Annotated in this window: 14 protein-coding genes; 8 read left to right on the top strand and 6 right to left on the bottom strand. The window is 63.0% G+C overall.

The annotated features are described in order from the left end of the window. Positions 1-64: 64 nt before the first annotated feature. The 6 genes from BLT44_RS07095 (at position 65) to BLT44_RS07070 (ending at position 4,325) form a co-directional block, all read left to right on the top strand. The gene (locus BLT44_RS07095; protein ID WP_010154729.1) at positions 65-406 is read left to right on the top strand and encodes a PadR family transcriptional regulator; all 342 of its coding nucleotides are present in this window, start codon (positions 65-67) and stop codon (positions 404-406) included. Beyond that, complete coding sequence (locus BLT44_RS07090; RefSeq protein ID WP_074690066.1) at positions 403-1,299, top strand: DUF5808 domain-containing protein; 897 nt, start codon at positions 403-405, stop codon at positions 1,297-1,299. The genes BLT44_RS07095 and BLT44_RS07090 overlap by 4 nt, the downstream gene beginning before the upstream one ends. Before the next feature lie 28 nt (positions 1,300-1,327). Further along, complete coding sequence (locus BLT44_RS07085; RefSeq protein ID WP_010154731.1) at positions 1,328-1,987, top strand: hypothetical protein; 660 nt, start codon at positions 1,328-1,330, stop codon at positions 1,985-1,987. 129 nt (positions 1,988-2,116) lie between these two features. Beyond that, positions 2,117-2,512, top strand: a complete 396-nt coding sequence (locus tag BLT44_RS07080; protein WP_010154733.1) for a PLD nuclease N-terminal domain-containing protein — start codon at positions 2,117-2,119, stop codon at positions 2,510-2,512. Further along, positions 2,509-3,486, top strand: coding sequence for an ABC transporter ATP-binding protein (locus BLT44_RS07075; protein ID WP_010154734.1), 978 nt, complete (start codon positions 2,509-2,511; stop codon positions 3,484-3,486). Before BLT44_RS07080 ends, BLT44_RS07075 begins: the two co-directional genes overlap by 4 nt. Continuing rightward, a complete protein-coding gene (locus tag BLT44_RS07070; protein ID WP_010154735.1) occupies positions 3,483-4,325 on the top strand; it encodes an ABC transporter permease subunit in 843 nt (280 codons plus the stop codon). The genes BLT44_RS07075 and BLT44_RS07070 overlap by 4 nt, the downstream gene beginning before the upstream one ends. Before the next feature lie 168 nt (positions 4,326-4,493). On the opposite strand, the gene BLT44_RS15265 is transcribed toward BLT44_RS07070, so the two are convergent. Then, positions 4,494-6,425: a hypothetical protein gene (locus tag BLT44_RS15265; RefSeq protein WP_143026022.1), complete on the bottom strand. Its 1,932-nt coding sequence runs from the start codon at positions 6,423-6,425 to the stop codon at positions 4,494-4,496. 67 nt (positions 6,426-6,492) lie between these two features. After that, positions 6,493-13,008 carry a DUF3320 domain-containing protein gene (locus BLT44_RS07065; RefSeq protein WP_074690064.1) on the bottom strand — a complete coding sequence of 2,172 codons (6,516 nt, stop codon included), beginning with the start codon at positions 13,006-13,008 and terminating at the stop codon, positions 6,493-6,495. A gap of 242 nt (positions 13,009-13,250) precedes the next feature. On the opposite strand from BLT44_RS07065, the gene BLT44_RS16050 reads away from it, so the two are divergent. Further along, on the top strand, positions 13,251-13,493 hold the full coding sequence (locus tag BLT44_RS16050; RefSeq protein ID WP_143026021.1) for a 3'-5' exonuclease: 243 nt from the start codon (positions 13,251-13,253) through the stop codon (positions 13,491-13,493). Further along, positions 13,490-14,485, top strand: coding sequence for a 3'-5' exonuclease (locus tag BLT44_RS07060; protein ID WP_269208758.1), 996 nt, complete (start codon positions 13,490-13,492; stop codon positions 14,483-14,485). Before BLT44_RS16050 ends, BLT44_RS07060 begins: the two co-directional genes overlap by 4 nt. 89 nt (positions 14,486-14,574) lie before the next feature. On the opposite strand, the gene BLT44_RS07055 is transcribed toward BLT44_RS07060, so the two are convergent. The 4 genes from BLT44_RS07055 to BLT44_RS07040 are packed head-to-tail and all read right to left on the bottom strand — an operon-like array spanning position 14,575 to position 21,040. After that, positions 14,575-14,793: a helix-turn-helix domain-containing protein gene (locus tag BLT44_RS07055; protein WP_074690062.1), complete on the bottom strand. Its 219-nt coding sequence runs from the start codon at positions 14,791-14,793 to the stop codon at positions 14,575-14,577. After that, complete coding sequence (locus BLT44_RS07050; protein WP_010154738.1) at positions 14,786-17,896, bottom strand: type I restriction endonuclease subunit R; 3,111 nt, start codon at positions 17,894-17,896, stop codon at positions 14,786-14,788. Before BLT44_RS07050 ends, BLT44_RS07055 begins: the two co-directional genes overlap by 8 nt. Continuing rightward, positions 17,893-19,083 carry a restriction endonuclease subunit S gene (locus BLT44_RS07045; RefSeq protein WP_081473271.1) on the bottom strand — a complete coding sequence of 397 codons (1,191 nt, stop codon included), beginning with the start codon at positions 19,081-19,083 and terminating at the stop codon, positions 17,893-17,895. The genes BLT44_RS07050 and BLT44_RS07045 overlap by 4 nt, the downstream gene beginning before the upstream one ends. Beyond that, positions 19,076-21,040, bottom strand: coding sequence for a type I restriction-modification system subunit M (locus BLT44_RS07040; protein WP_010154740.1), 1,965 nt, complete (start codon positions 21,038-21,040; stop codon positions 19,076-19,078). Before BLT44_RS07040 ends, BLT44_RS07045 begins: the two co-directional genes overlap by 8 nt. Positions 21,041-21,151: the final 111 nt, after the last annotated feature.

Raw genomic sequence — 21,151 nt, 5'->3', positions numbered from 1 at the left:
CACGCGCGACTCGGAGCGCTGCCGGACCGGCGACTCGCTCCAGAGAGCACCTAAGCTGTGGGGCATGCCCACCAGCGACCGCACCGCGCAGCTGCGCAAAGGCGTGCTCGAGCTCGCGATTCTCGCGGTGCTCGACCGCGATGAGTGCTATTCGATCGAGATCATCGATCGGCTCGGGGAGCATCCGGCGCTCACCGCCACCCCGGGCACGGTGTATCCGCTGCTCGCGCGCCTCGACAAGGCCGAGAAGGTGGCGACCCGCTGGGCCGAGGCCCCCGGCGGCCCGCCGCGCAAGTACTACCGTCTCACCGACGAGGGCCGTGCCGCGCTCGCCGAGGGGTCGACGGCGTGGACCGCGCTGAGCGGGGCGATGCACCACATCCTGCACCTGGAGGGGACGGAGTGAATCGGTATCTGCACGAGGTCGAGGCGCAGCTCGGCGCACTCTCCCGGCGGGATCGGGCCCGCGCGCTCGAAGCCCTCTCCGCGCAGCTCGGCGAGCTCGCCGACGCCGGCATCGATCCGGCCGAGGCGCTCGGGCCCGCGGAGCAGTACGCGGCGGATCTGCGCGACGCCCTGACCGGTGACGCGCCCGCCGCCGACTCGCGGCTGCGCGTGCTCGGCGTGCCGCTCGAGCTGCGCGGCCCGGTGAGCGCCGAGGTGCGCTCGCGCACGTGGGATCCCGACAGCCCCCGACTCCTCGTGCCGCGGCTCTTCGGCGCCGGGTGGACCGTGAACCTCGGCGCCCTCGCCGTGCGCCTGCGGCTCATCCGCCCCGATGACGCCACGAGCGACGTGCTCGACCGCGTGCCGAAGAGCGCTGTGAGCGGCGCGCAGCTCGTGCCGCTGGCGATCGCGGCGGCCGCGGCCGGATCCCTGGCGCTCGCCTGGCGGGGCCTCCCCGATCGCGTCGCGACGGGATTCGGGCTCGGCGGACGGCGCACCGGCACCGGATCGCGGCGCTCGCTCATCGCCGCCGTCGCGGTCGGCGCGGTGCCCGCGCTCTGGGCGCAGCGGCGGCGGGTGCCCGTGGAGGATCGGCTCGTGCGCGCCGCGAGTGCGACCACGCTGGCGACGCTCTCGACCTCCGTCGTGGCGGCGACCGTGCTCGATGCCCGCCGCCCCCGCGGGCGCTGGGGCCTCCTCCTTGCCGCGGCGCTGCCCGCGGGTCTCGCCGCCGCGCTCGCGGTGATCGTGCTGCCGCTGCGCGCCGGGCTGCGCCGCGCGTGGCGGGACGCGCGGGCGGAGGGCGCTGCGGAGGGCACTGCGGCGGGCGCTGCGGCGGAGTCTTCGCAGTAACCGCGCCGCGGCATGGGAGCATGAGGGCATGGCTCTCTACGACGCGACCCTGGCCCGCACTCCCGGGCTCGTGTCGCGCCGATCCGCGCCCCGCACCGCCGTCGCCGTGGTCGTGCTGGTGCTCTGCGTGATCGGGATCGCGTGCGCAGTGGCGAATTACCAGGAGCTGGCCGAGTACGCGCGCCGCAGCGCGGAGGAGTCGTCTCGGCCGCGCTATCGGGCGATGCGGGGGCTGGGGGTGCTGCCCGCGGCGATCGTCGTGCTCGCGACGATCTTCGGCGTCTTCGCGGTCGCGGCGCTGCTCGGGTCGGCGACGCGGGTGTGGGTGCGCGCGGAGACGGGCACGCCCCTGCGGCGGCGCTTCACGGGGTACCACGCGCTCACCCCCGACGCGTTCGACCGGCTGCACGCGGCCTTCGCCTCGGGTGACTCGGCGAGGTACACGCCGCTGCCCGAGCAGACCCGCGGCGCCGACGGCGTGGTGCTCATCTGGACGGCCGATGCGGATCGCGAGGGGTACGTCGGCATGACCTGGGGAAGCCGCGGCAGGTCGACCCGCAACGCGCCGCTCATCCGTCTCGCGGGCGATCGGTTCGATGCGCTCGAACAGGCACTGCGCGAGCGCCTCACCACGCCGCAGGGCGCGGCTGCCCCCGCTCCCCCGGGGTCGGCGCCATCGCCCGAGTAACCCGGTAACCCGGTGACGCGGGGGCGGATCCCGAATTGACATCACTACTTTGCATTGCAAGGATGTAGGCAATACCGATCGACCCACTGGCGACGCCCCCGCGCGCCCGCACTGCGAAGGAAGCTGCGCATGAATCTCGACGTCCCCTCCCTCAGCGGCACCGTGTGGCTGCTCATCGGCATCGTGCTCGCCGTGCAGACGCTGCTGCTCGTCATCGGCTTCGTCGTGCTCGTGCGCACGCCGACCGAGCGCGTGCAGTTCGGCCGCAAGTGGCCGTGGGTGCTCATCATGCTGTGCCTCAACATGATCGGGCCGATCCTGTTCCTCGTGGCCGGCCGCCGCCCCGCACCCGTCGCCGACTCCCCCGTGGCCGCCTCGTCGCACGTCGCGAGCACCGTCGCGAGCCTCTACGGCGCGCGGCCGGGGTCGACTTCTGCGGCGCCGGGGGCGACCGGCGCGACCGAGGCTTCCAGCGCGACCGGCGCGACCGGCGCCTCCGGCTCGAGCGACGAGGCGCAGCGATGACGTGCGCCGCGAGTGCCGCCGCCGGTGCCCCCGCGCTCGAGACGCGCGCGCTCACGAAGCGGTACGGCGGGCGGCTCGCCCTCGACGGGGTGAACCTGCACGTCGAGCGGGGGTCGGTGTTCGGCTTTCTCGGCGCCAATGGGGCTGGGAAGACGACGGCGATCCGGATCCTGCTCGCCCTGGCCCGCGCCAGCAGCGGCACCGCCCGCCTGCTCGGCCACGCGCCCGGCAGCGCCGAGGTGCGCCCGCTCATCGGCTACTGCCCCGACGTGCCCGGGTTTGCGTCATGGATGACCGGGCGCGAGGTGCTCGAGCAGGCCGCGACGCTGTTCCAGCTGCCGAAGAGCACGACCCGGCGCCGCGTGCCCGAGCTGCTCGACCTCACCGGCCTGGCCGACACCCGCGCCCGCGTCGGCGGATACTCCCGCGGCATGCGCCAGCGACTCGGGCTCGCTCAGGCCCTCATCAACAGCCCGCAGCTGCTCGTGCTCGACGAGCCGACCTCCGCGCTCGACCCGATGGGGCGGCGCGCGGTGCTCGAACTGCTCACCGAACTCAAGGGACAGACCACCGTGTTCTTCTCCACGCACCTGCTGCCCGATGTCGAGCGGGTGTGCGACGACGTCGCGATTCTCAGCGACGGCCGCGTCGCCGCCGAGGGCCCGCTGCGCGAGGTGCGCGCGCGGTTCGGTGGATCGCGCGGCCGGCTCATCGTCGAGACCGACCAGACCGAGCGGCTTCAGGAGGCGCTGCTCGCTCCGCCTGAAGTGGGCGCCGGATCGGGCTTCGCGCTCGACGTGGCCGAGGAGGCCCCCGGATCGCGCGCACTCGTGGTCACCGTCGACGACGTGGAGGACGGCGCCGCCCGCGTCGCCGCCCTGGTCGGCTCGCTCGGCGCTCGCCTCTACCGCCTCGAACCGCGCGAGGCGAGCCTCGAAGACGTGTTCGTCGACCTCGTGGAGGGCGCCCGATGAACGCGCTGCTGCCGCTGCTGCGCCTGCGCACCCGAGAGATCGTGCGCACCTGGCGCATCTGGGTGCTGCCCATCGTGCTCGTCTTCTTCGCCGCGAGCGGTCCGGTGATCACGCGGTACACGAACGAGCTGCTCGCGGGAGCGCTCGGCGGCGAGGCCGGGGCGCTCGCGCTGCCCGACCCTACCGCTGCGGACGCCGCCGCGCAGTGGGTCTCAGACCTGTCGCAGCTCGTCGTGTTCGTGGTGGTGATCATGGCCGCCGGCGCAATCAACGGCGAGGTGCGCTCGGGCGTCGCGTCGCTGCTGCTCGTGAAGCCCGCGTCGCGCGCGGCGTACGTGGTGAGCCATGCTGTGGTTCTTGTGGGGTTCGTTGCCGTTGCGGCGTTTGTCGGGGCGCTGGTGTCTTGGGGCGTGACCGGGGTAGTGTTCGCGGATGATGTTGGTGGCTTTGGTGGCGCTGGCAGCGGTTCTGCCGGCGCTGCTGCTGCCGCCGGTGAGGCCGGCGGCAGTCTCGGGCCGCTGCTCGTGGCGACGGCGCTGTGGGTGGTGCTCGCCACGCTGCTGATCGCGGTGTCGCTGCTCGCCTCGGCCGCGTTCGACGCGATGGCCGCGGCTGCGGCTGTCGGCGTCGGCGCGTTCTTCCTGCTCGCCGTCGCCGGCGCGGCCCCTCGCCTCGCCGAGTTCACACCCGCGGGCCTGCTCCCGGCGGCGGTGGCGGTCGCGTCGGGCACTCCCCCGGAGGGTGCTGCGCTGTGGTGGCCTGTCGGGACCGGGGTTGGGGCCAGCGTCATGCTGGTTGCGGTGGCCGTGGGGGTGTTTCGGCGGCGGGAGTTGCGGTGATGGGTGAAGATCTCAGCTGCACGAGTTCAACCGGCGCCTCCTTAGCGCCGCTACCCCGGTCTATTCGAAGTTGAAAGAGTTCGGACAGACGGTCAGGAAGACGGGACTGGTTCCTTTCCTTCCAGGAATCCGCCTACACCCTGCAGGAATCTCTCTGCGAGCACGGCGTCAGCTCTTGGTATTCGTCAAGTGCTTGCCGATGTACCCGACATAGATTTTCCCCGTGCCGGACACATCATCGTAGTAGTGAACCCGAGGCGCGAAGGTGTCGCGATGTGCAGGCTTGAAGTGAGCCGCCATCAGTATCTTGCCGGAAGGATCCACCTCTTGCGGAACAGGAAGCAAACGCTCACTCCTCCATTTGGTGTTGTTTAGTACGGTTTCACTTTCGGTACCCGCATGCTTCTTCGGAGAGCATTTGGTCCCCTCCACGCGGTCATCGCCAAGATACATGTGCACTGATCCACTGAACTCTCCCGTTGCTCGCGCTTCGGCGTAGTCATACAAGACCCGTACAAACTCCCACACGGAGGTCGAGTACAGACCACTCACGTATCGTCGGTCGATCTCAAGGGCGATATCCGGATTACCCGTGAACTCCACTCGTTCGAGGGCGACGTGTTGCTTCTCGCCAGGGGTGATGCGCGCAACGAGTTCTTCGATTGAACCGGGCGCCTTCCATACCTCCTCCTCCGGTTCAACATACGCACTTTCTGCATGGCCCGTGCGAGCGAGGCGCTGCCGCAAAACCTGAATTTCGCGGTGCGAATCAGCCCCTTCAATCTCGGCTTGGATGAGATCTAGTTCCAGATCATCAAGTCGACGCCGCAAACGAGCAGCCTCCACCTTGAGGTCTTCCTCGACCTCGGCAGCCTCTTGCAGTTGTTCTTCAGCGACTCGAACTTCTGCGACCTTCGACTCGATGAATGTGTCGAGTTCGTCAATGTGGTTTGGCGCTGGGCTCTCAAGGCCAAGCCATCGTCTCACAGCATTTGCCGCTCGCTGCCATCCTGAAACCGCCAGTGAAGTGCCGGCCACCTGAGTTGTAGTTTCTTGAGGGACATCGAGTGGCGGCAATCCGCTCTGCGGCTGAGGCTCATCCGCATGTTCAACTCGTGTGGTCGGCGAGAGCGCCTCTTTTCGCAGTGAGGCGGCGACGATGGTGGCTACGCGCTCGTTGCGCACCATTCCGACTTCAGCCCGGCGCAGAAGATCGATCATGCGCCGTACATCGCTCGGAAGCTCCATCTCAACGATGCGACGACGCGTGGCTTCTGCATGGCGGATCTGAAGAGGGCGCCCAACCTTCTGACCTCGCAGCGATCGCGCGAAAGTTGCGGGACCCAGCCACTTATGGCGCACAGAGTCGGATGGATCGTTGAGTTGAACGTTCGGCAGAAATGTCCTGACTCGCCCTCGTTCGATCTGATGTCCGTCGGGAAGCAAGTCATTGAGTTCTACCATTGCGTCGGCGTAGACGACGAACGTGGCTGCAATTCCAATGCTCTGTGCGGTAAGACTGGCGATCGCTCCCTTCCAGGCTTCGTCATGCGCGCGGTCGATGCTTCCAGCCACGATTACCGACGCGGTTCGATCGGCATCGGCGATTGCGGCGAACACTCGTTCAACGTCGCCCGGACGAATGACTATCGGTTGCCCTGTGAGAGGAGTCAGGCCATCGTGCACGTCTACGGCGCTTAACAGGTTTCGCACAACTTTTGGCGGCGCCACCTTGCGCAGCGAAGTGTCATGATCCGCGTCTGCGAGGTCAGTTTCGATAACGATCGTCTGCCGATCGGATCTGGCCGTCGGCAAGGACGCGGCATAGAGGGAGACGATCCATCGCCCGTGAGGGTTGGTTTCAATAAGGCGGTAGAGCCGCCGCCGACTGGAATCCTGCGCATGGTCATCATGGATGACGTGAAGCTCGGATCGTCGCCCGAGCCGATGCGTACCCGGGCCCTGCCAGTCGACTACCTCGAGATCGGCGCCTCGGCCTCGACTCTTATCTCGCAGCCACAGGCGAAGTTGATCTTCGACGGTGCTGACAGCATCGTCCTGATCGTTGAGTCGAAGAATTGCTCGATATCCAACGGCCACCGTAGGCTCCTTTTCCGTTCAAGGTCCTTCGCAATGAAGCTACGCGATACTCGCTCGACAACTGAACTTACGCCGAGAGTCCAATACGCCACAGGGATCCAGCTCTCCGAATCCGGCTCGTCTCCTCGGCGAAACGCAGTGCAGCCTGCAATCTGATTGCAATACCGGCAGTAACGCGCTTTCCACCAAACAGCGCGAGCGCTTCACGTTGAATCGCCTCGTCATCCACGCCTCCCGAGAGCTCCGCGACAATCGCCATTGCGTTAGCAATCTCTTCTAGAGCCACCGACTCAATATCCCGTCGGTCCTCTCCAGCGGTTCGCCGCGCGATCGTATAAGCGGCAGTGGAGCTGCCTTCCGGCCAAATGAAATTGCCGTTCTCGCTCGTTGGAAGTCCCTCTGGCGAACACGCCAGAATACTCGCGGCCCGGCCACCAGACACGCGCGAAAGGCCGAAAGCTTCTCCCACAAGCTTCGCCAGCCGCTGGCGATGCACCGGCCCTTCCGTCTGGACGACGGAGTGGATCATTCCGCGCACTTGCTCGACCGCATGAGCGCGCGGCAGCGCATCGAGCGCGTCCGTCGACCCGGTCCCGACTCCATGCGACCATGGGCGAAAGAAACGAAGCCGCTCATGAACGATTCCGGGAGCAGAAGAGACATCTTTTTCCACGATAGGAACAGCAGCAGAGCGCAGAACCCCCGCTACCCCAAGAGCGTTACCCTCACGGGGAGGCACTTCGAGACTTGAGACGATCACTTGATGTTCATCGATACTGCTCGACGGCTGCACGTCGTGCAGCGGCTCGACCGGCGACGGCTTTTCCATGAAGGCCCGCTGGTCAGCAGCCCGGTGAACAGCTTCAGACAGTCGAGTGAGAGCGCCCTCGCGATCCTGCAGCCATTCGGGAAGCCACACTCGCTCAACCGCGGGCCACCGCATAAGATTCTCCAGTACTTCCACGGGAAGACCGTCACGATCTGCGACAGTGCGACGCATGCGCCACGACTCTCCGTCAAGAAGCACCGCGACGAGAGGTCGATCCGGATGCTCTGCAGTGGCGACACTGATATCGACGCGGAAATCAGAAAGACCGAGATCCGTCTGCACCGCAAACCCTCGCATGCGCAACTCGGACGCAATCTCGTCGCGATGCCGATCGACCAAGGGCTGCACTGCGGTACCGAGAGACGAAGCTTGTACGCCGCGCGCTGCAAGCTCCATGTAAGCCTTCAGGTGCTTGACTCCCACGGAAACCGTATTCTCGACACGGAGATCGTCGGGGTCAAAACTGGCGAAGAGGATCACCTGGCGTCGCGCGCGAGTGATGGCGACATTCAGACGCCGCTCACCGCCCGCTCTGGTCAGCGGGCCAAAGTTCAGCGGCACGAAGCCCCGATCGTTTGCGCTGAAGGCCACTGAGAAGAGAATGGTGTCACGTTCATCGCCTTGTACATTCTCGAGGTTCTTGACGAATAGTCCGTCACGCTCCTCCAACGCTGCTGCGAGACGCTCATCCGGATGGTCTCGCAGCATCGCTTCGATCAATGCGCGCTGCTGAGTGTTGAACGTCACAATGCCGAGAGAAGGTGCATCTCCTTCGCTCTTTTCAAATCTGCGGGCGACTTCATCGATGATCGCTTGCGCTTCTATGAGATTTGTACGGAGCAGTTTGCCCTTTCCTGTTCGGTTGAATGTTCCCTCGACCCGAATGAGAGAGATACCGACATCCGCTGAACCGGAAGAACTGAGCGGCGCGGGGAAAGACGACAGGCGGCTGTCGTAATAGGTGTGGTTACTGAAGGAGATAAGTGTCTCGTCTTGGCTTCGGTAGTGCCAGGAAAGCCAGCGCTGAAGCACCCGAGCTTGGACACACTCGGTGAGGATCGACTCTTCGTCGACGACAGACTGTCCCTCATCTTCATGTGCAAGGTCGTCGTTGATCTGCGTCTCTGCAATACTCGTCGGCGGCATCTGTTTGCTATCGCCGACTACTACCACCGAGTTGCCACGCCCCATGGCACCGACCGCGTCTGCCACTCGGATTTGCGAGGCCTCATCGAATACGACGATGTCGAACATTCCCGCCTTCGCAGGAAAGAAACGCGCTACCGACTCAGGGCTCATCAGCACGCACGGCGCAATCTGCAAAATGATCGATTCGTAGTTCTCAAACAACGCACGCACACTCATGCCGCCTCGCTTGCGACCGAGTTGACGCTTCAACTCCCCCATCGCTCCACCTGCAAAGCCGGGGTCTATTCTGCGCTGTTGGATGACCTGCTGCGGAATCCAACGGGGCAATTCGGCGCGAATTCCGGATGCAGTTGTGGTGAACCTCGAGATGGTCCGGTTGTGGGATCCTCCATCGAACGCTGTGAGACCTTGGGAGTCCTGACGCTCAACCAGCACGGAGGATGCCATACCCTTGTCGAAGGCTAGGGTTGCCCGATCTGCAGGAACGCGGCCAGTCTTCAAGGCCTCGTAAGCTTCGACGAGTCCCGCCTCGCGCAATGGCTCGAGCTGGCGCAGGAAAGTGTTCCAGCGGTGTAGTGACAGCGGCGTCTCGACGTCCAGATGGCGTCGCCCCCGAGTCGAAATCCACGCATCGACAATGCCTTGTTCGCCTGCCCAATCTGACATCCGCGCAATGTGGCGATCGGATTGGGAGCCCAGCAGTGATTCGAGGGAGCGCCATGCATGGGCGTACCGCCGAAGAGCGTCGGCTGCTGCTGGATCGTTGGGCGAGCCCGCGTATATGGCCCGGAGATTGTCCAACAATGGCTCGGGAAATGTGCCTGGCTTCGCGAGCGCTTTGACGAGCCAAGTCAGCCAGTCGAGATGCTGAACTACAGGCGCAGCTCCTGGGGCGATGTACGGATTCCAACCCTGCGGCACAAGCCGGATCGGCAGACTCGTCAGGCGCTGCACGATTCCGTGAACAGCCTGCGAAGTCCGCACGATCTCAAGCGTGAGACCCGAAACGCCTTTCGCCGGAAAAGTTCGGGGGTCAATTCGGAGCGCGGTGCCGAACTCCAGGAGTACTGCTCGTTGGCGCCGCTTGCGCCCGAAGAATCCGGATGCGTCAGCGGCGAGAGCCTGAGCGTGGCTCCGGCCCACATCGCTTGCTAGGCACTCGACTCCGACCGTCTGCGACCAACTCGGCGTGTGCTCGGAAAGCTGCAGTAGAGCGTCACGGTTGAACCTCAGCTCGCCGGAGTCGAGATGAGTACGCAGCGCATCAACGGCGTCGAGAGGGTAGCGGGGTGCAGAAAGCAAGGTTGCCCATGCTTCTACCTGTTCTGGCGTTTTCACCATACGCAGAACCTTCGGATCTTGGCCTGCGTTGAGCAAGTTGCCGAGCGCGATATCGAACTCGCGAGCGGCAGCATGGATTTGCTGATCCGTTCCCTGTCCAGGCAAAAGCTGTACGAAGCCCCACGGATGCTGTTGCTCCGGCCGCGCGAGGTCCGCGGACTCCGGCAACGCACGAAGAGCCGATCGGAGGCTCTCAGCGATCTCAGGCGTCGCACCTCTCACGAACGCTAGCGGGACGGGCAATGTCGGAGTGCTTTCGTCCGCGGCGAGAATCCGTTCTCGTGCCTCGTAGAAGGAGAGCCCGAAAGCGTTCGGCTCGTGCAATCGCTCTGCATAGCGACGCAAAGCAGCGCTACTCGACCGGTTCGCCTCTCGAGCGGCGAGCAGCGAAGCCTCATCCGCCTGGGCTGCGGCATCCATGGCAGCCGCGATCTGGGCGCGGACGGCAGCGGGACGCGCGCCCTTATCGTGCAGATCGAGACTGAGTTTACTGAGCCCCACTACGTCGAGCCGCTGTTTCACTACGTCAAGCGCAGCCCTCTTCTCTGCCACGAATAGCACCTTCTTGCCTTGCGCAATGGAATGTGCGAGCAGGTTCGTGATTGTCTGCGACTTACCAGTGCCCGGAGGTCCTTCGAGTACGAACGTGCGGCCTGCAGCGGCATCCACCACGGCCTCGGCTTGGGAGGAGTCAGCCGGCACAGGCAACTCTGAGACGACAGCGTCGAGGTCGACGTTCCCAGCGTCCCTCGCCCGGTCAACGAATACCTCTGTGGGAGTGTGCACCAAATGCTCGACGAGCGAATTTGATGCGAATGTGTCCCAGCTTTCGTCTATGTCCTTCCATAGCCGGAACTTCGCGAACTGCAGGATCGCGAGGTCGACAGAATCATCCACGGTGAACGACAGCTTCGCCTCAGATAGGGCTTTACGCGTGGCGGCAAGAGCCGCTGCAAGGTCAATACCCGATTCGTCGCGCGTCGGGTTTGATAAGCCCGGTATCTCAAGACCGAACGACACTTTGAGCCTCTCGAGCAGGCAATAGTTGGGCGTCGACTCTCCCGTGTCGTCGAGGGTGATGCGATAGCTCTGACCCCGAGAGGCTGTGCTGAGGTTCACGGGAACGAGAATCAATGGCGATCTCAAATCTCGATCGCCGTTGTTCCAGCGAAGCATACCTAGCGCTAGATAGAGGTTATTCGCGCCGGTCTCCTCGACGAGGGTCCGCGCTTTATACCCCAGGGCTCGTAACCGTGCCGCATAGTTCTCTTCCGCAATGTCAATGAACACTTGCTTACGGTCGGTGAGTTGTGTCGCGCGCGCACTCTCGGGAAGGGCGAAGCCGGACTGTATGCCTCGGGACCGGTCAAGCTGCGATACGCGATCAGCGGGCACCAGCGTCACCGGAGTTCCCGAATTGATCAGATCCTCGAAAACCGCAAGCTGCGGCTGAGGAACCGCGAGAGAGTGCCCCGCCCGTGTCGTGTAATTGATCAGGCGATTGCGCAGGCTGAGATCGAGTAGGGCGTTCTTCCATTGCGTGATTCGCTGTGGAAGGCTGCGTGGTGTTGCCTCGTTGGGCCGGGAAGCGGCTAGGACGTAGTCAAAATCTGCAGCGCCCGCGGCGACCCGGTATTCCCTGACGACAACTTCACCGGCCTCATCGAGCGTTCGGCTCGGCAGCGGAAGAACCCCGTTCTCCCTGGACCGGAATACGTCGGTGATACCGGTGAAGTGAGACGCGCCACGCGGCAAGTGATCAAGCATCGGCTTACGTGTCGCCGTCTCGAAGCTCTCGCCGAGCGGGATGCAGGTCGTCTCCACCAGTCGAATGGCGCCGAGGCCGACATGGTTGATGGCCTCCGACGCATCGAGCTCTGCAGCAGTGTCGAGCGAGAACTCGTATCTCCAGTACCCCAAGAACACATGCCCCGGAACGAACCAGAGTGTGCTGTTCACGCCGAGCTCTTCGAGAACAGCGGCAAGCGTAAGGGTAGTGTCGAGGCAGGTACCGAGCCTCCCGGCCAGCACCTCCTCGGGGGTTCGCACCTTCTGCCCGACAAGGCCCCAGCTTGCGGGCGGCTCCGCATACCGGATGTCACGATTCTGCATGGCGCGGTAAGCAGCTTTGACCATTTCATCGACGCGCTCCGGGTTCGCGGACTGGTACCCGTCGAGCGTTGCACTCCCAGTCTCATCTCCCAGGATCTCTGCCGTCTCGCTCGCGACCTTTGAGATTTCGGCAGCGTTGGGCTGCACAAATGCAGCGATGAGTTCAAGACCGAGTTGCTCTGGCGCTCCGGTCCACTGATTCGATGCAAGGATGGTGACCGGGTGCTGCAATTCGGCAATTACTCGCCCATCTGCGCTCCGAAGCGTGACACGGAGGCTTCCCCGATGCACGGTGTCGAGAGCAAGCATTCTGGCGGGATCAAGCTCAAAGGCGACGTCGCGCAATGTGACAGGATGCTCGCCGTCAAGATCAACGAGCAGGATCTTAGGGTCGCCCAGCATTCCCACCGGGCTGAGCGATTCAACTTCCACCGACGCCCCGCGAAGCTCAGGGCCCCGGTAGTGCACGTCGATCTGCTCGACGACGCCGATGCGATTGTGTGCAAGCGCGTAGCTCAGCACATCTGTAGCGAGCGCCTCGAGCTTCGCCGTTTCCTCCGTCATCGGAGGGAGAAATTCCTTTTGTTCACGGTCGTCGAGCTGCTCCGCTCGGTGTTCTACTCGCTGCGATCCCACGGTCGGAGCTGTCGGAATACCCGCGGCGGCTTCCTGATGTTCCTGATCCGATGTGCTTTTCTGAATGTCGGCGAATGGCTGCATTGCCGTAAGTGACTGCAGTTTCAACTGCGTCAGTCGCCCTCGTTGCTCGGAGGCATCGAGGTCCGCGAGCAGGATTTCTGCAGAGTCGAGTGCTCGATAGGCTTCAGCCGCCGAAAACGATTCTCCATGGGCCCACCGGTTCCGAACCGAACGTAGTTCGCTCGCACAGTTGGAAGCTTGTCGGGAAATCGAGTGTTGAAACGGGTAGCCGAGTGTGCCGAGTCGCTCAGTCAGCACTCGCAGCTGAAGCAACAGATCTGCCGGGTTATACGATTCGAAATGCCGCCCGTTCAGTTCGTCTTTCGTTCGGAGCACCGAGGTCCAGTCAGTGACGTCGGGCAGCACCTCAGACATCCGTTCGGTGATGAACGGTTGCAGTCCCGCTGAGAGGGCATCAAAGCCCTGCCCCACCAACACTCGAGTTTCGACCACGCTGACTTCCTCGCTTTCAGCCTATGAGGATGCCGTGACCTTGCGCACCCGAAGCACTAGGAGAGAGTGTAACTAAGACATCCGACGCTGAAGACTGCTCGCCCACTCTGCGGGACCGACTGCATGCTCTTTCTGCTTGCGGAAGCTACCTTTGAGTTGCAGTGCAGCAGGTGCCTTCCGAACAACCAGAATGGCCGTATCGCAGGATACCCTGCCAACGACATAGCAAGGAGCAAGGATTTATGTCGGGTTTCGCAGTGATCGATTTCGAAACGACAGGTTTTGTGCCGGAACGAAACGACCGCGTCGTTGAAGTCGGTGTGGTGCTGCTCGATGAAACAGGTCAGCAGGAACACTCCTGGACGACGCTGGTGAATCCCCGACGAGATGTCGGCGCGAGCCATGTGCACGGGATCAGCGGCGGTGACCTGCTTGGCTTGACGCCCCAGAGTTCTCGGAGATCAGCGATGAGATTCTCACCTTGATCGCCGGACGTGCAGTGGTCGCGCACAACGCGACGTTCGATATGCGGTTTCTCCACAATGAGCTTCTGCGTTCTGGCTACCAGCTTGACGATCGTCCGCGTGCGTTGTGCTCCATGAAGTGGTCCGGGCGTCTGCTCGGCACGGCGAAGCTCGCGCATTGCTGCGAAGCACTTGGCATTCCCCTCGATGATGCCCACACTGCGCTCGCGGACGCGGAGGCGACCGCGCAGTTGCTCAGCAAGCTCATGGAACTGGGCAGCTCGCACGCCGACTGGACGGCGGAACTGACCGCAGCGCGTTCATTCGCATGGCCCGCATCACGGAAACGCCGAGCGACCCGTCTGGCGATCAGACAGTCGAATGCCTCTGCGCAACCGGGGTCATGGATGGCCGAGGTGCTGAACGACGCGTGGATCCCCGGAGGTGCGACGAGTGAGGCCTCATACCTCCTCGCGTTGAATGACGCTTTGCTCGATCTCCACATCTCCAAGTCGGAGGGACGCGCACTGCTCGAGGTGGCGCAAGACTCCGGCATCTCCGGATCTCGCATGTTGGAGTTGCACCGCGAGCATCTCCGGCAGCTCGCGGCGGAGGCCTGGTCCGATGGCGTGCTCACCGATGAGGAGCTCTCGGATCTCTGCAGGGTCGCAGTCAATCTGAACCTCACCGAGGCTGATGTGGCGTCGGCATTGGATGGCACTCGCGAGGCACGTGCAGAACCTCGCGAGACGCTCCTTCAACCCGGCGATCGGGTCGTGTTCACCGGTACACTGCGACGGCCTCGTGAGGACTGGATCAGCGAGATCACTACGGCAGGTCTCACTACTGGCGCCATCACGAAGTCGACCAGAGTAGTCGTCGCGGCGGATCCCGATTCACTAAGCGGCAAAGCCGAGAAGGCGCGCGCTTACGGAGTGCCCGTCATCGATGAGCAGGCCTTCGGGAGGCATTTCGGCGAGTACCTGTCGATGGACCACCCTATGGCGCTGTGAATATCCTGAATCAGCGCACTAGCCAAGAAGCTCCCCGCGATCACGGTGATCGTGGGGAGCTTCTTGGCATCTCGATAGTCGCCGCTCAGTCAGCCTTCGTAGCTTCCTACATGAAGCGACAGCCCCAGGGCTTCGGCGATCTTGCGCAGCGTCACCGTATTGACATCGCCTCCGGCCTCGACGCGAGCCACCGACGGCCGGGAAACCCCCGCGCGGTCAGCCAGCTCATGTTGACTCCAGCCGGCAGCTTCGCGAGCTTTCTTGATCTGATCGGCGATGGCCCGCATGTCCGCGGATGCTTCAGGCATCACCGTTCCCCGGTTCGTGATGCTCGGTGTGCATCTTCTGGGCAGTAATCGCCAACAAGGATGCGAGCACCTCGGGGTCGGCCAGCGCCTTCTTGATCTCGTCGGTGTTCTGGAACGCCTGGAACATCGCGTAGTCACTGGCGTCCGAGAACTTCGTCGATCCCTTCAGCTGCTCGACGTTGTTGCGCTTGGCCATGGCCACAGCTTCTTCATCCGCGTCGAGGAACCCCCAGTACGCTGTGATGAACCCAGCGATACTGCCCGGATCCGCATCGATGCCCTTGTCGCTGAACAGCTCGTTGACTGTGTCTATTGCTTCTTCGAGAGGGCCCCGAGGCTTCGAGCCGATTCCGCCCGGCTCGGTGGTGAATTTTGGCAGCTCGATGGCGATGCCTGTGTCGGTGATGTAGTCCACGCGGAAGTCGGCGTTGACCTTGTCGGGGACGAGCTTCACTCCCCCGAGCTGCACGCCGTCCATGTAGCTGCCATCGTATTCCTCGGGCGTCAGATGCAGGTTACGTGCCAGCAGGGTCATGAGTACCGCGCGCAGGCGCAGGTCCTCATCGTCGTAGTCGACGATCTGGGAGAGGAACTGCCACGCGTTGCGGTAACTAATCGCATCGGAGCGGAACTGCTTCAGTTCTTCCGTGCGGACCTTGTCTTTGGTGAGACGCGCCTGCTGCAGACCCTGGCTCCAGGCGAATTTGATCGGTCCGAGAGCGGACTGGATTGCCTCACCGCCGAGCTCTTCAATGTACGCCTGAGCCACAGCACGCATCTGCGCTTCGGTGTAGAGACCCACGGCGTCCAAGCGCTCGGCGAGCTCGTACAGGGCGTTCGCATCCACTTCGCCTTCGACGCGCGCGTCGGTGTAGTACCGGGCAAAGTCCTTCTGGATGTTCTCCGGTGAGTTGACGAAGTCCACGACCATCGGCGCAGACTTGCCCGGGTACATGCGGTTCAGACGAGAGAGCGTCTGCACCGTGGCGATGTCGCTGAGGACCTTGTCGACGTACATCGCCATGAGCCGTGGCTCGTCGAAGCCGGTCTGGAACTTGTTCGCAACGATCAGCACCTTGTAGTCGTCCTCCTCGCGGAAGGCGCGTGCGACGTCGCTGAGCGCGTTCATCAAGACTTCGGTAACTTCTTCGCCGGCGTCGTTCTTGACGGAGCCGGAGAACGCGACGAGGGTCTCTAGCCCGGTGTAGCCCTTGTCAGCGATGTAGGCGTTCATCTTCTCCGACCACAGGACAGCTTCTTTGCGCCCGGAGGTGACGACCATGGCGCGTGCCTGACCGTTTAGCATGTGGGCGACATTGCGTCGAAAGTGCTCGACAACGACCTGCACTTTCTGCGCGATCGCGGTGGGGTGCAACCGAGTGAAGCGCACGATGTCTTTCACCGCGCGCCCGGTCTCGACCTCGGTGTCGTCGTCTTCCGACTCGAGGGTGTTCTTCACCCGCAGGAACATGTCGTAGGTCGAGTAGTTTGTGAGCACGTCAAGGATGAACTGCTCTTCAATCGCCTGCGCCATCGTATAGGTGTCGAACGCCTCCCAGCGCTCTTCCCCCGGTACCTGAGAGCCGAACAGTCGCAGGGTTTTTGCCTTCGGCGTGGCTGTCAGCGCGATGAACGTGATGTTCGAGCTTGCGGCGATCGCCGAGTCTGTTGCTGCAAGGAGATCATCTGCGCTGAGCTCTTCGTTCGGGTCGAGATCCAGATCGACGAGCAGACCCTTGAGCGCGCGAGCGGTGGACCCAGACTGCGAGGAGTGCGCCTCATCGGCGACGACAGCCCAGCGGCGGCCATGCAGATCCGCGGTGTCCTCGATCAGCTTCATCACGTGCGGGAACGTCTGCAAGGTACAGGTGATGATGTGGTTGCCCTCGAGCAACGCAGCTTTGACCTGGGCGGACTTCGCACCGGAGGCGTCGCCGATGTTGACAACCAGACCTGCGCTGGACTGCACGAGGTTCATGTCGTCGCGCACGTTCTCATCAAGCACGGTGCGGTCAGTGACGACGATGACCGAGTCGAACATCGGCTGGGCATCTTTGCCGACGTGGCGGATCAGGCGGTGGCTGAGCCAGGCGATGGTCTTGGTCTTGCCGGATCCAGCGGAGTGCCAGATCAAGTAGCGCCCACCGGCGCCCTGCTGCTCGATGTCGGCGACGACGCGCTCGACAGCGCGCAGCTGATGGAAGCGAGGGAAGACCAGCCGCCCATCGCCCTTCTTCGAACGGTTCGGCTCAAACAGCGCGAAGTTTCTCATGATGCGCATGAACGTCGGGCGCGCGAGAATCTCACGCCACAGGTAGTTGCTCGCCGAGCCGGTTTCTGAGGGCGGGTTGCCCGCGTGACCGTCGGTGCCCTGATTGAACGGCAGGAAGAACGTCTCAGCGCCCTGCAGCTTGGTGGTCATGTACACGAGGTCGTTCGACACCGCGAAGTGGACGAGCACGCGACCTGGCTGCAGCAGCGCGCGGGTCGGACCAGGCATGCGATCGTTCTTGTACTGGGCGATCGCGTGATTGACGGTCTGCGTGTTGTCAGTCTTCAGCTCGAGCGTGGCCACCGGCAGACCGTTGGCGCACAGCACGACGTCGATGGTCTCGTTGCTCCTGGTGTCGAAACGCACCTGACGCAGGACACGCAGGCGCACGGCATCAGACTGCTCGAGTACACGGAGCAGGTTCGGGTTCTCCGGCGGGAACTCCATCAGCGGGCCGAAGCTCGCTGCCGGGCGGCCGATCTGCGCGAACTTGAACCCTCGGCGCAGCACGCCGAGCAGGCCGCCGACGGGATGCCCGGTGATCGGGTCCATCTTCGTGAACTTGCCCAGCTCCTTGATGATGTGGTCCAGAAGCTTGCGCTGTGCGAGCTCCAGCGCACCATTAGTGAGATCAGACGGCACAGCCTTCTCGTACTCATCAGGGTACTGGGTCGCGAGCCAGTGAAGCACATCAGCCGGCACCATCGCGCGGGCGATGTCCCAGTCAACAGCGTTAGGCTCTCCGGCGTTCTCGTAGAGCCAGCCGCGGTCGGCGAGCTCGTCGCAGAGGTTTGACTCGAACTCGTGCTCGAGGATCTGGTGGTGGCTCATGCCACGTCCTTTCGGCCGGTCACGACATCAGTGATGAGAGCCGCACGGCGTTCGGTGAGGAGAGATTTGAGTTCAGCGACCTTCGCCAGCATGGCGTCGATCTTGCCGGTGACCTCGTCGAGGTGGTCGGCGATGCGCTGTTGCTCGCTGAGCGTCGACGGATATGAGATGTGCGTCATCTTCAACCCGATCACATCGACAGTCGGTACTGGGCCATTCTTAACAAGCGAGGAGATTGAGATCTCGGTCATTGCGTAGGCCAAGAATCGCGGGTTCACGACTCCTTCACGTGGCACAAGTGCCTGCATATTGTTGTCGATGCAGGCAGGCTTGGTTGTCTGCACAAAGCGAGCGAGCATGAGCGCCGCGCCGATCTTCGCCATCAGGATGCTCCCGGGCGGAATAACTCGGGCTCCAAGCTCAACAGCGGTACTTCTGCTCACGGTGTTCTCGTCATAGGCCAAATAGCCATTTATGGCCGAAGATAGGGACCCCACCTTGTAGAACGGTAGCTCTTCTGACGAAACACCTTGATACTTGTCAGGAAAGCCAGATCCTGAGGCGATATCTACCACAAGGGTCAGCTGCACCCGGTTTGGCACGCTCTGCAGTTCTCGAAGAATGGCAGCGGACCTGCGTTCCTCCAGCTGCCCCGCAAGCTCGTCCATCTTCGCGATCATCACGTCGATCTCGCCGGTTTCGCGGTCAAGGTAGTCGGCGATGCGTTGCTGCGAGTCATAGTCGACGTCGAGAACCCTTAGTTCTTGAACAAACCTCGGGGTGATTCGTCGAAGATTTCCCACACCTTGAAGTGCGGAGGCACCTTCGTCAAGGAAAGGCTGGCTTTGGAAGCAATACTGAAGGAATCGAGCATCGGCCGTATCGCGAGCCCTCACGACATGCACTTCTGTTGAAGCCAGCCCCAGCTCGGTGTCGATTTCGGCGATGATGGTACGTCCGGCTTCGAATGTTGGAGTGATTTTGGGAATCAGAATGTCACCCCGACTGAACTGGGTATAGCTCTGCTTGTTCGACCATGCCAACCTGCCAGCGTAGTCAGCGCGCCCTCCTGGCCACACTGCTTCAAGGGGCATGAATGAAACAACCGTGCCTTCAGCAAGCTCTTTGAAGTCGACAGAGAGAGGGTTCACTTCACCGAACTTCCACAGCGGCGCTGTCTCACGCATCGCGATGCACCGCCTCGAACATCTCAGCCAGCTCGCCCATCAGGCGAGACACATCGGCGTCGATCTCCTCGAGCGGGCGTGGCTCCTCGGGCACATAGAAGATGCGCGTGAAAGGAATCTCGTTGCCTGGCTTGGCCTTCTTCTCATCCCAGGCAGCGCCTTCAGCGAAGGGCAGCACCTCGCGCTGCATATGCTCGTCGAGGTCTTCGCTCATCGGCACACGCTCGGTGATCTTCCAGCCGTCCAGCAGCACTGGGTTGCCCTTGCGATCGATGGCCAGCGGAGCAGTATCGTCCTGCACGCCAAGAGCCTGGGCAACTGCGTCGACAAGGCCAATGGGTGCCTTCAGGCCTGCGCTCTTGCACCGCTGACTGAAGAGTACGGGCAGGCTGTTCCATGCGATGCCGTCGAGGCCGCGGATGATGTCGGCGTGCGCGTCGGTGTAGTTCTTGTGCTCGGCGATGGTCTCGAGAGCTTCTTCGGTGAACACGGTCGCGCGACGGGCCTGCTTGAACACAGTGACGTCGCGGAACATGAAGTCTTCCTTGGTGAGCACGCGCGAGATTGCAGGATCTGCGTCTTCGAACTGCTTGTAGGCGTCGTGCACGAGCTGGCGCTTGGCCTTGCCCATGCGGCGACGCTTGTCACCCATCGCCTTGCGCATCGGATCCCACAGACCAGAGCCGTCGATCAGCTGAATCTTGCCCTGGCGCTCGGCCGGCTTATTGGTGTCGAGGATCCACACGTAGGTGGCGATGCCGGTGCCGTAGAACATCTGCGTCGGCAGTGCGATGATCGTATCGATCAGATCTTCGTCGAAGAGCCATTGCCGGATCGCGTTCGGGCCCTTGTCGGAGTTGAACAGCGGCGAGGCGTTCGAGACCACGGCAGCACGGCCGCCGTGTCCGGCCTTGCCTGCGGGAGCGAGCTTCGAGGCGCAGTGCACGAGGAAAAGCATCTGACCGTCGGACTTGCTCGGCAGACCGTGTGAGAAGCGCGAGCCGGGCACCTTTGACTGCTCGACGACGCTCTTGTACTGCTTCTCCCAGTCGCCACCGAAGGGCGGGTTCGAGAGCACATAGTCGAACTGACGGTCGGCGTACTCATCGCGCAGCAGCGTATCGCCCTGGCGGATCGCGTCGGGCAGTCCGCCCTGAATCAGCAGGTCAGCTTTACCCAGTGCGAACGCCGAGTCCATGAGTTCCTGACCGAACAGGTTCACCTCGATGTCGGGATTCAGCTCGGTGAGGTGTTCTTTACCGACCAGCAGCATGCCGCCGGAGCCGGCAGTCGGATCGTAGATCGAGCGGGTGGTGTTCTGGCCGGTGAGGGTTTCTTCATCGGACGCGAACAGCAGGTCGACCATGAGCTTGATCGCATCGCGCGGGGTGTAGAATGCACCGGCTGCTTTGCCCTTCTTATCGAAGGCACGGTACATGACGTTCTCGAACAGGTCACCCATCGCGGTATTGGATACTGACTCCGCCGAGAGATCAAGAGTCGAGAAGTGACGGACGACCTGGTGCAGCGTGTTGGCGTCGGCGAGCTTCTTCACGAGGCGCGGGAACTCGAACGAGGTCCAGATGTCGGCGATGTTGTGCGAGAAGCCAGCGACGTAGTCAAGCACAGATGCTTCAACGTGATCATCGGTCGCCGCGATCGCTTCGAGGCTCAGCGGCGAGGTGTTGTAGAAGCTCAGTCCGAAACGGCGCTTGACCTCCGCGTCGATGAACCGGACGGGTGTGTCCTTCTCGATCAGCCCGTTGACGACCGTGATCAGGTCGGTCTTGGTGGCGGTGAGTAGGCACTCAAGACGCCGCAGCACAGTGAACGGAAGAATGTAGTCGCCGTACTCGGTCTCTTCGACGACGTTGCGCAAGAATTTATCGGCGGTGGCCCAGACGACGTTCTCCGTCGTAGCGACGCGCTGCGTTTGCGGGGGCGTGGTGATGGTCATGGAACCTCTTTTTTGGTGGCCTGACACGTGAAAGCTTGTATCAAAAAGTTTACATTGCGACTTGACCTTGCCCATGGAGACACGCCCCTGACGACGAGTCGACTGCCTCGC

The sequence above is a fragment of the Leucobacter chromiiresistens genome (assembly GCF_900102345.1).
In the GTDB taxonomy this organism is placed as follows: Bacteria; Actinomycetota; Actinomycetes; order Actinomycetales; family Microbacteriaceae; genus Leucobacter; species Leucobacter chromiiresistens.
Note: the sequence above shows the minus strand (reverse complement) of the source record. Positions and strands in the feature narration are given on the sequence as shown.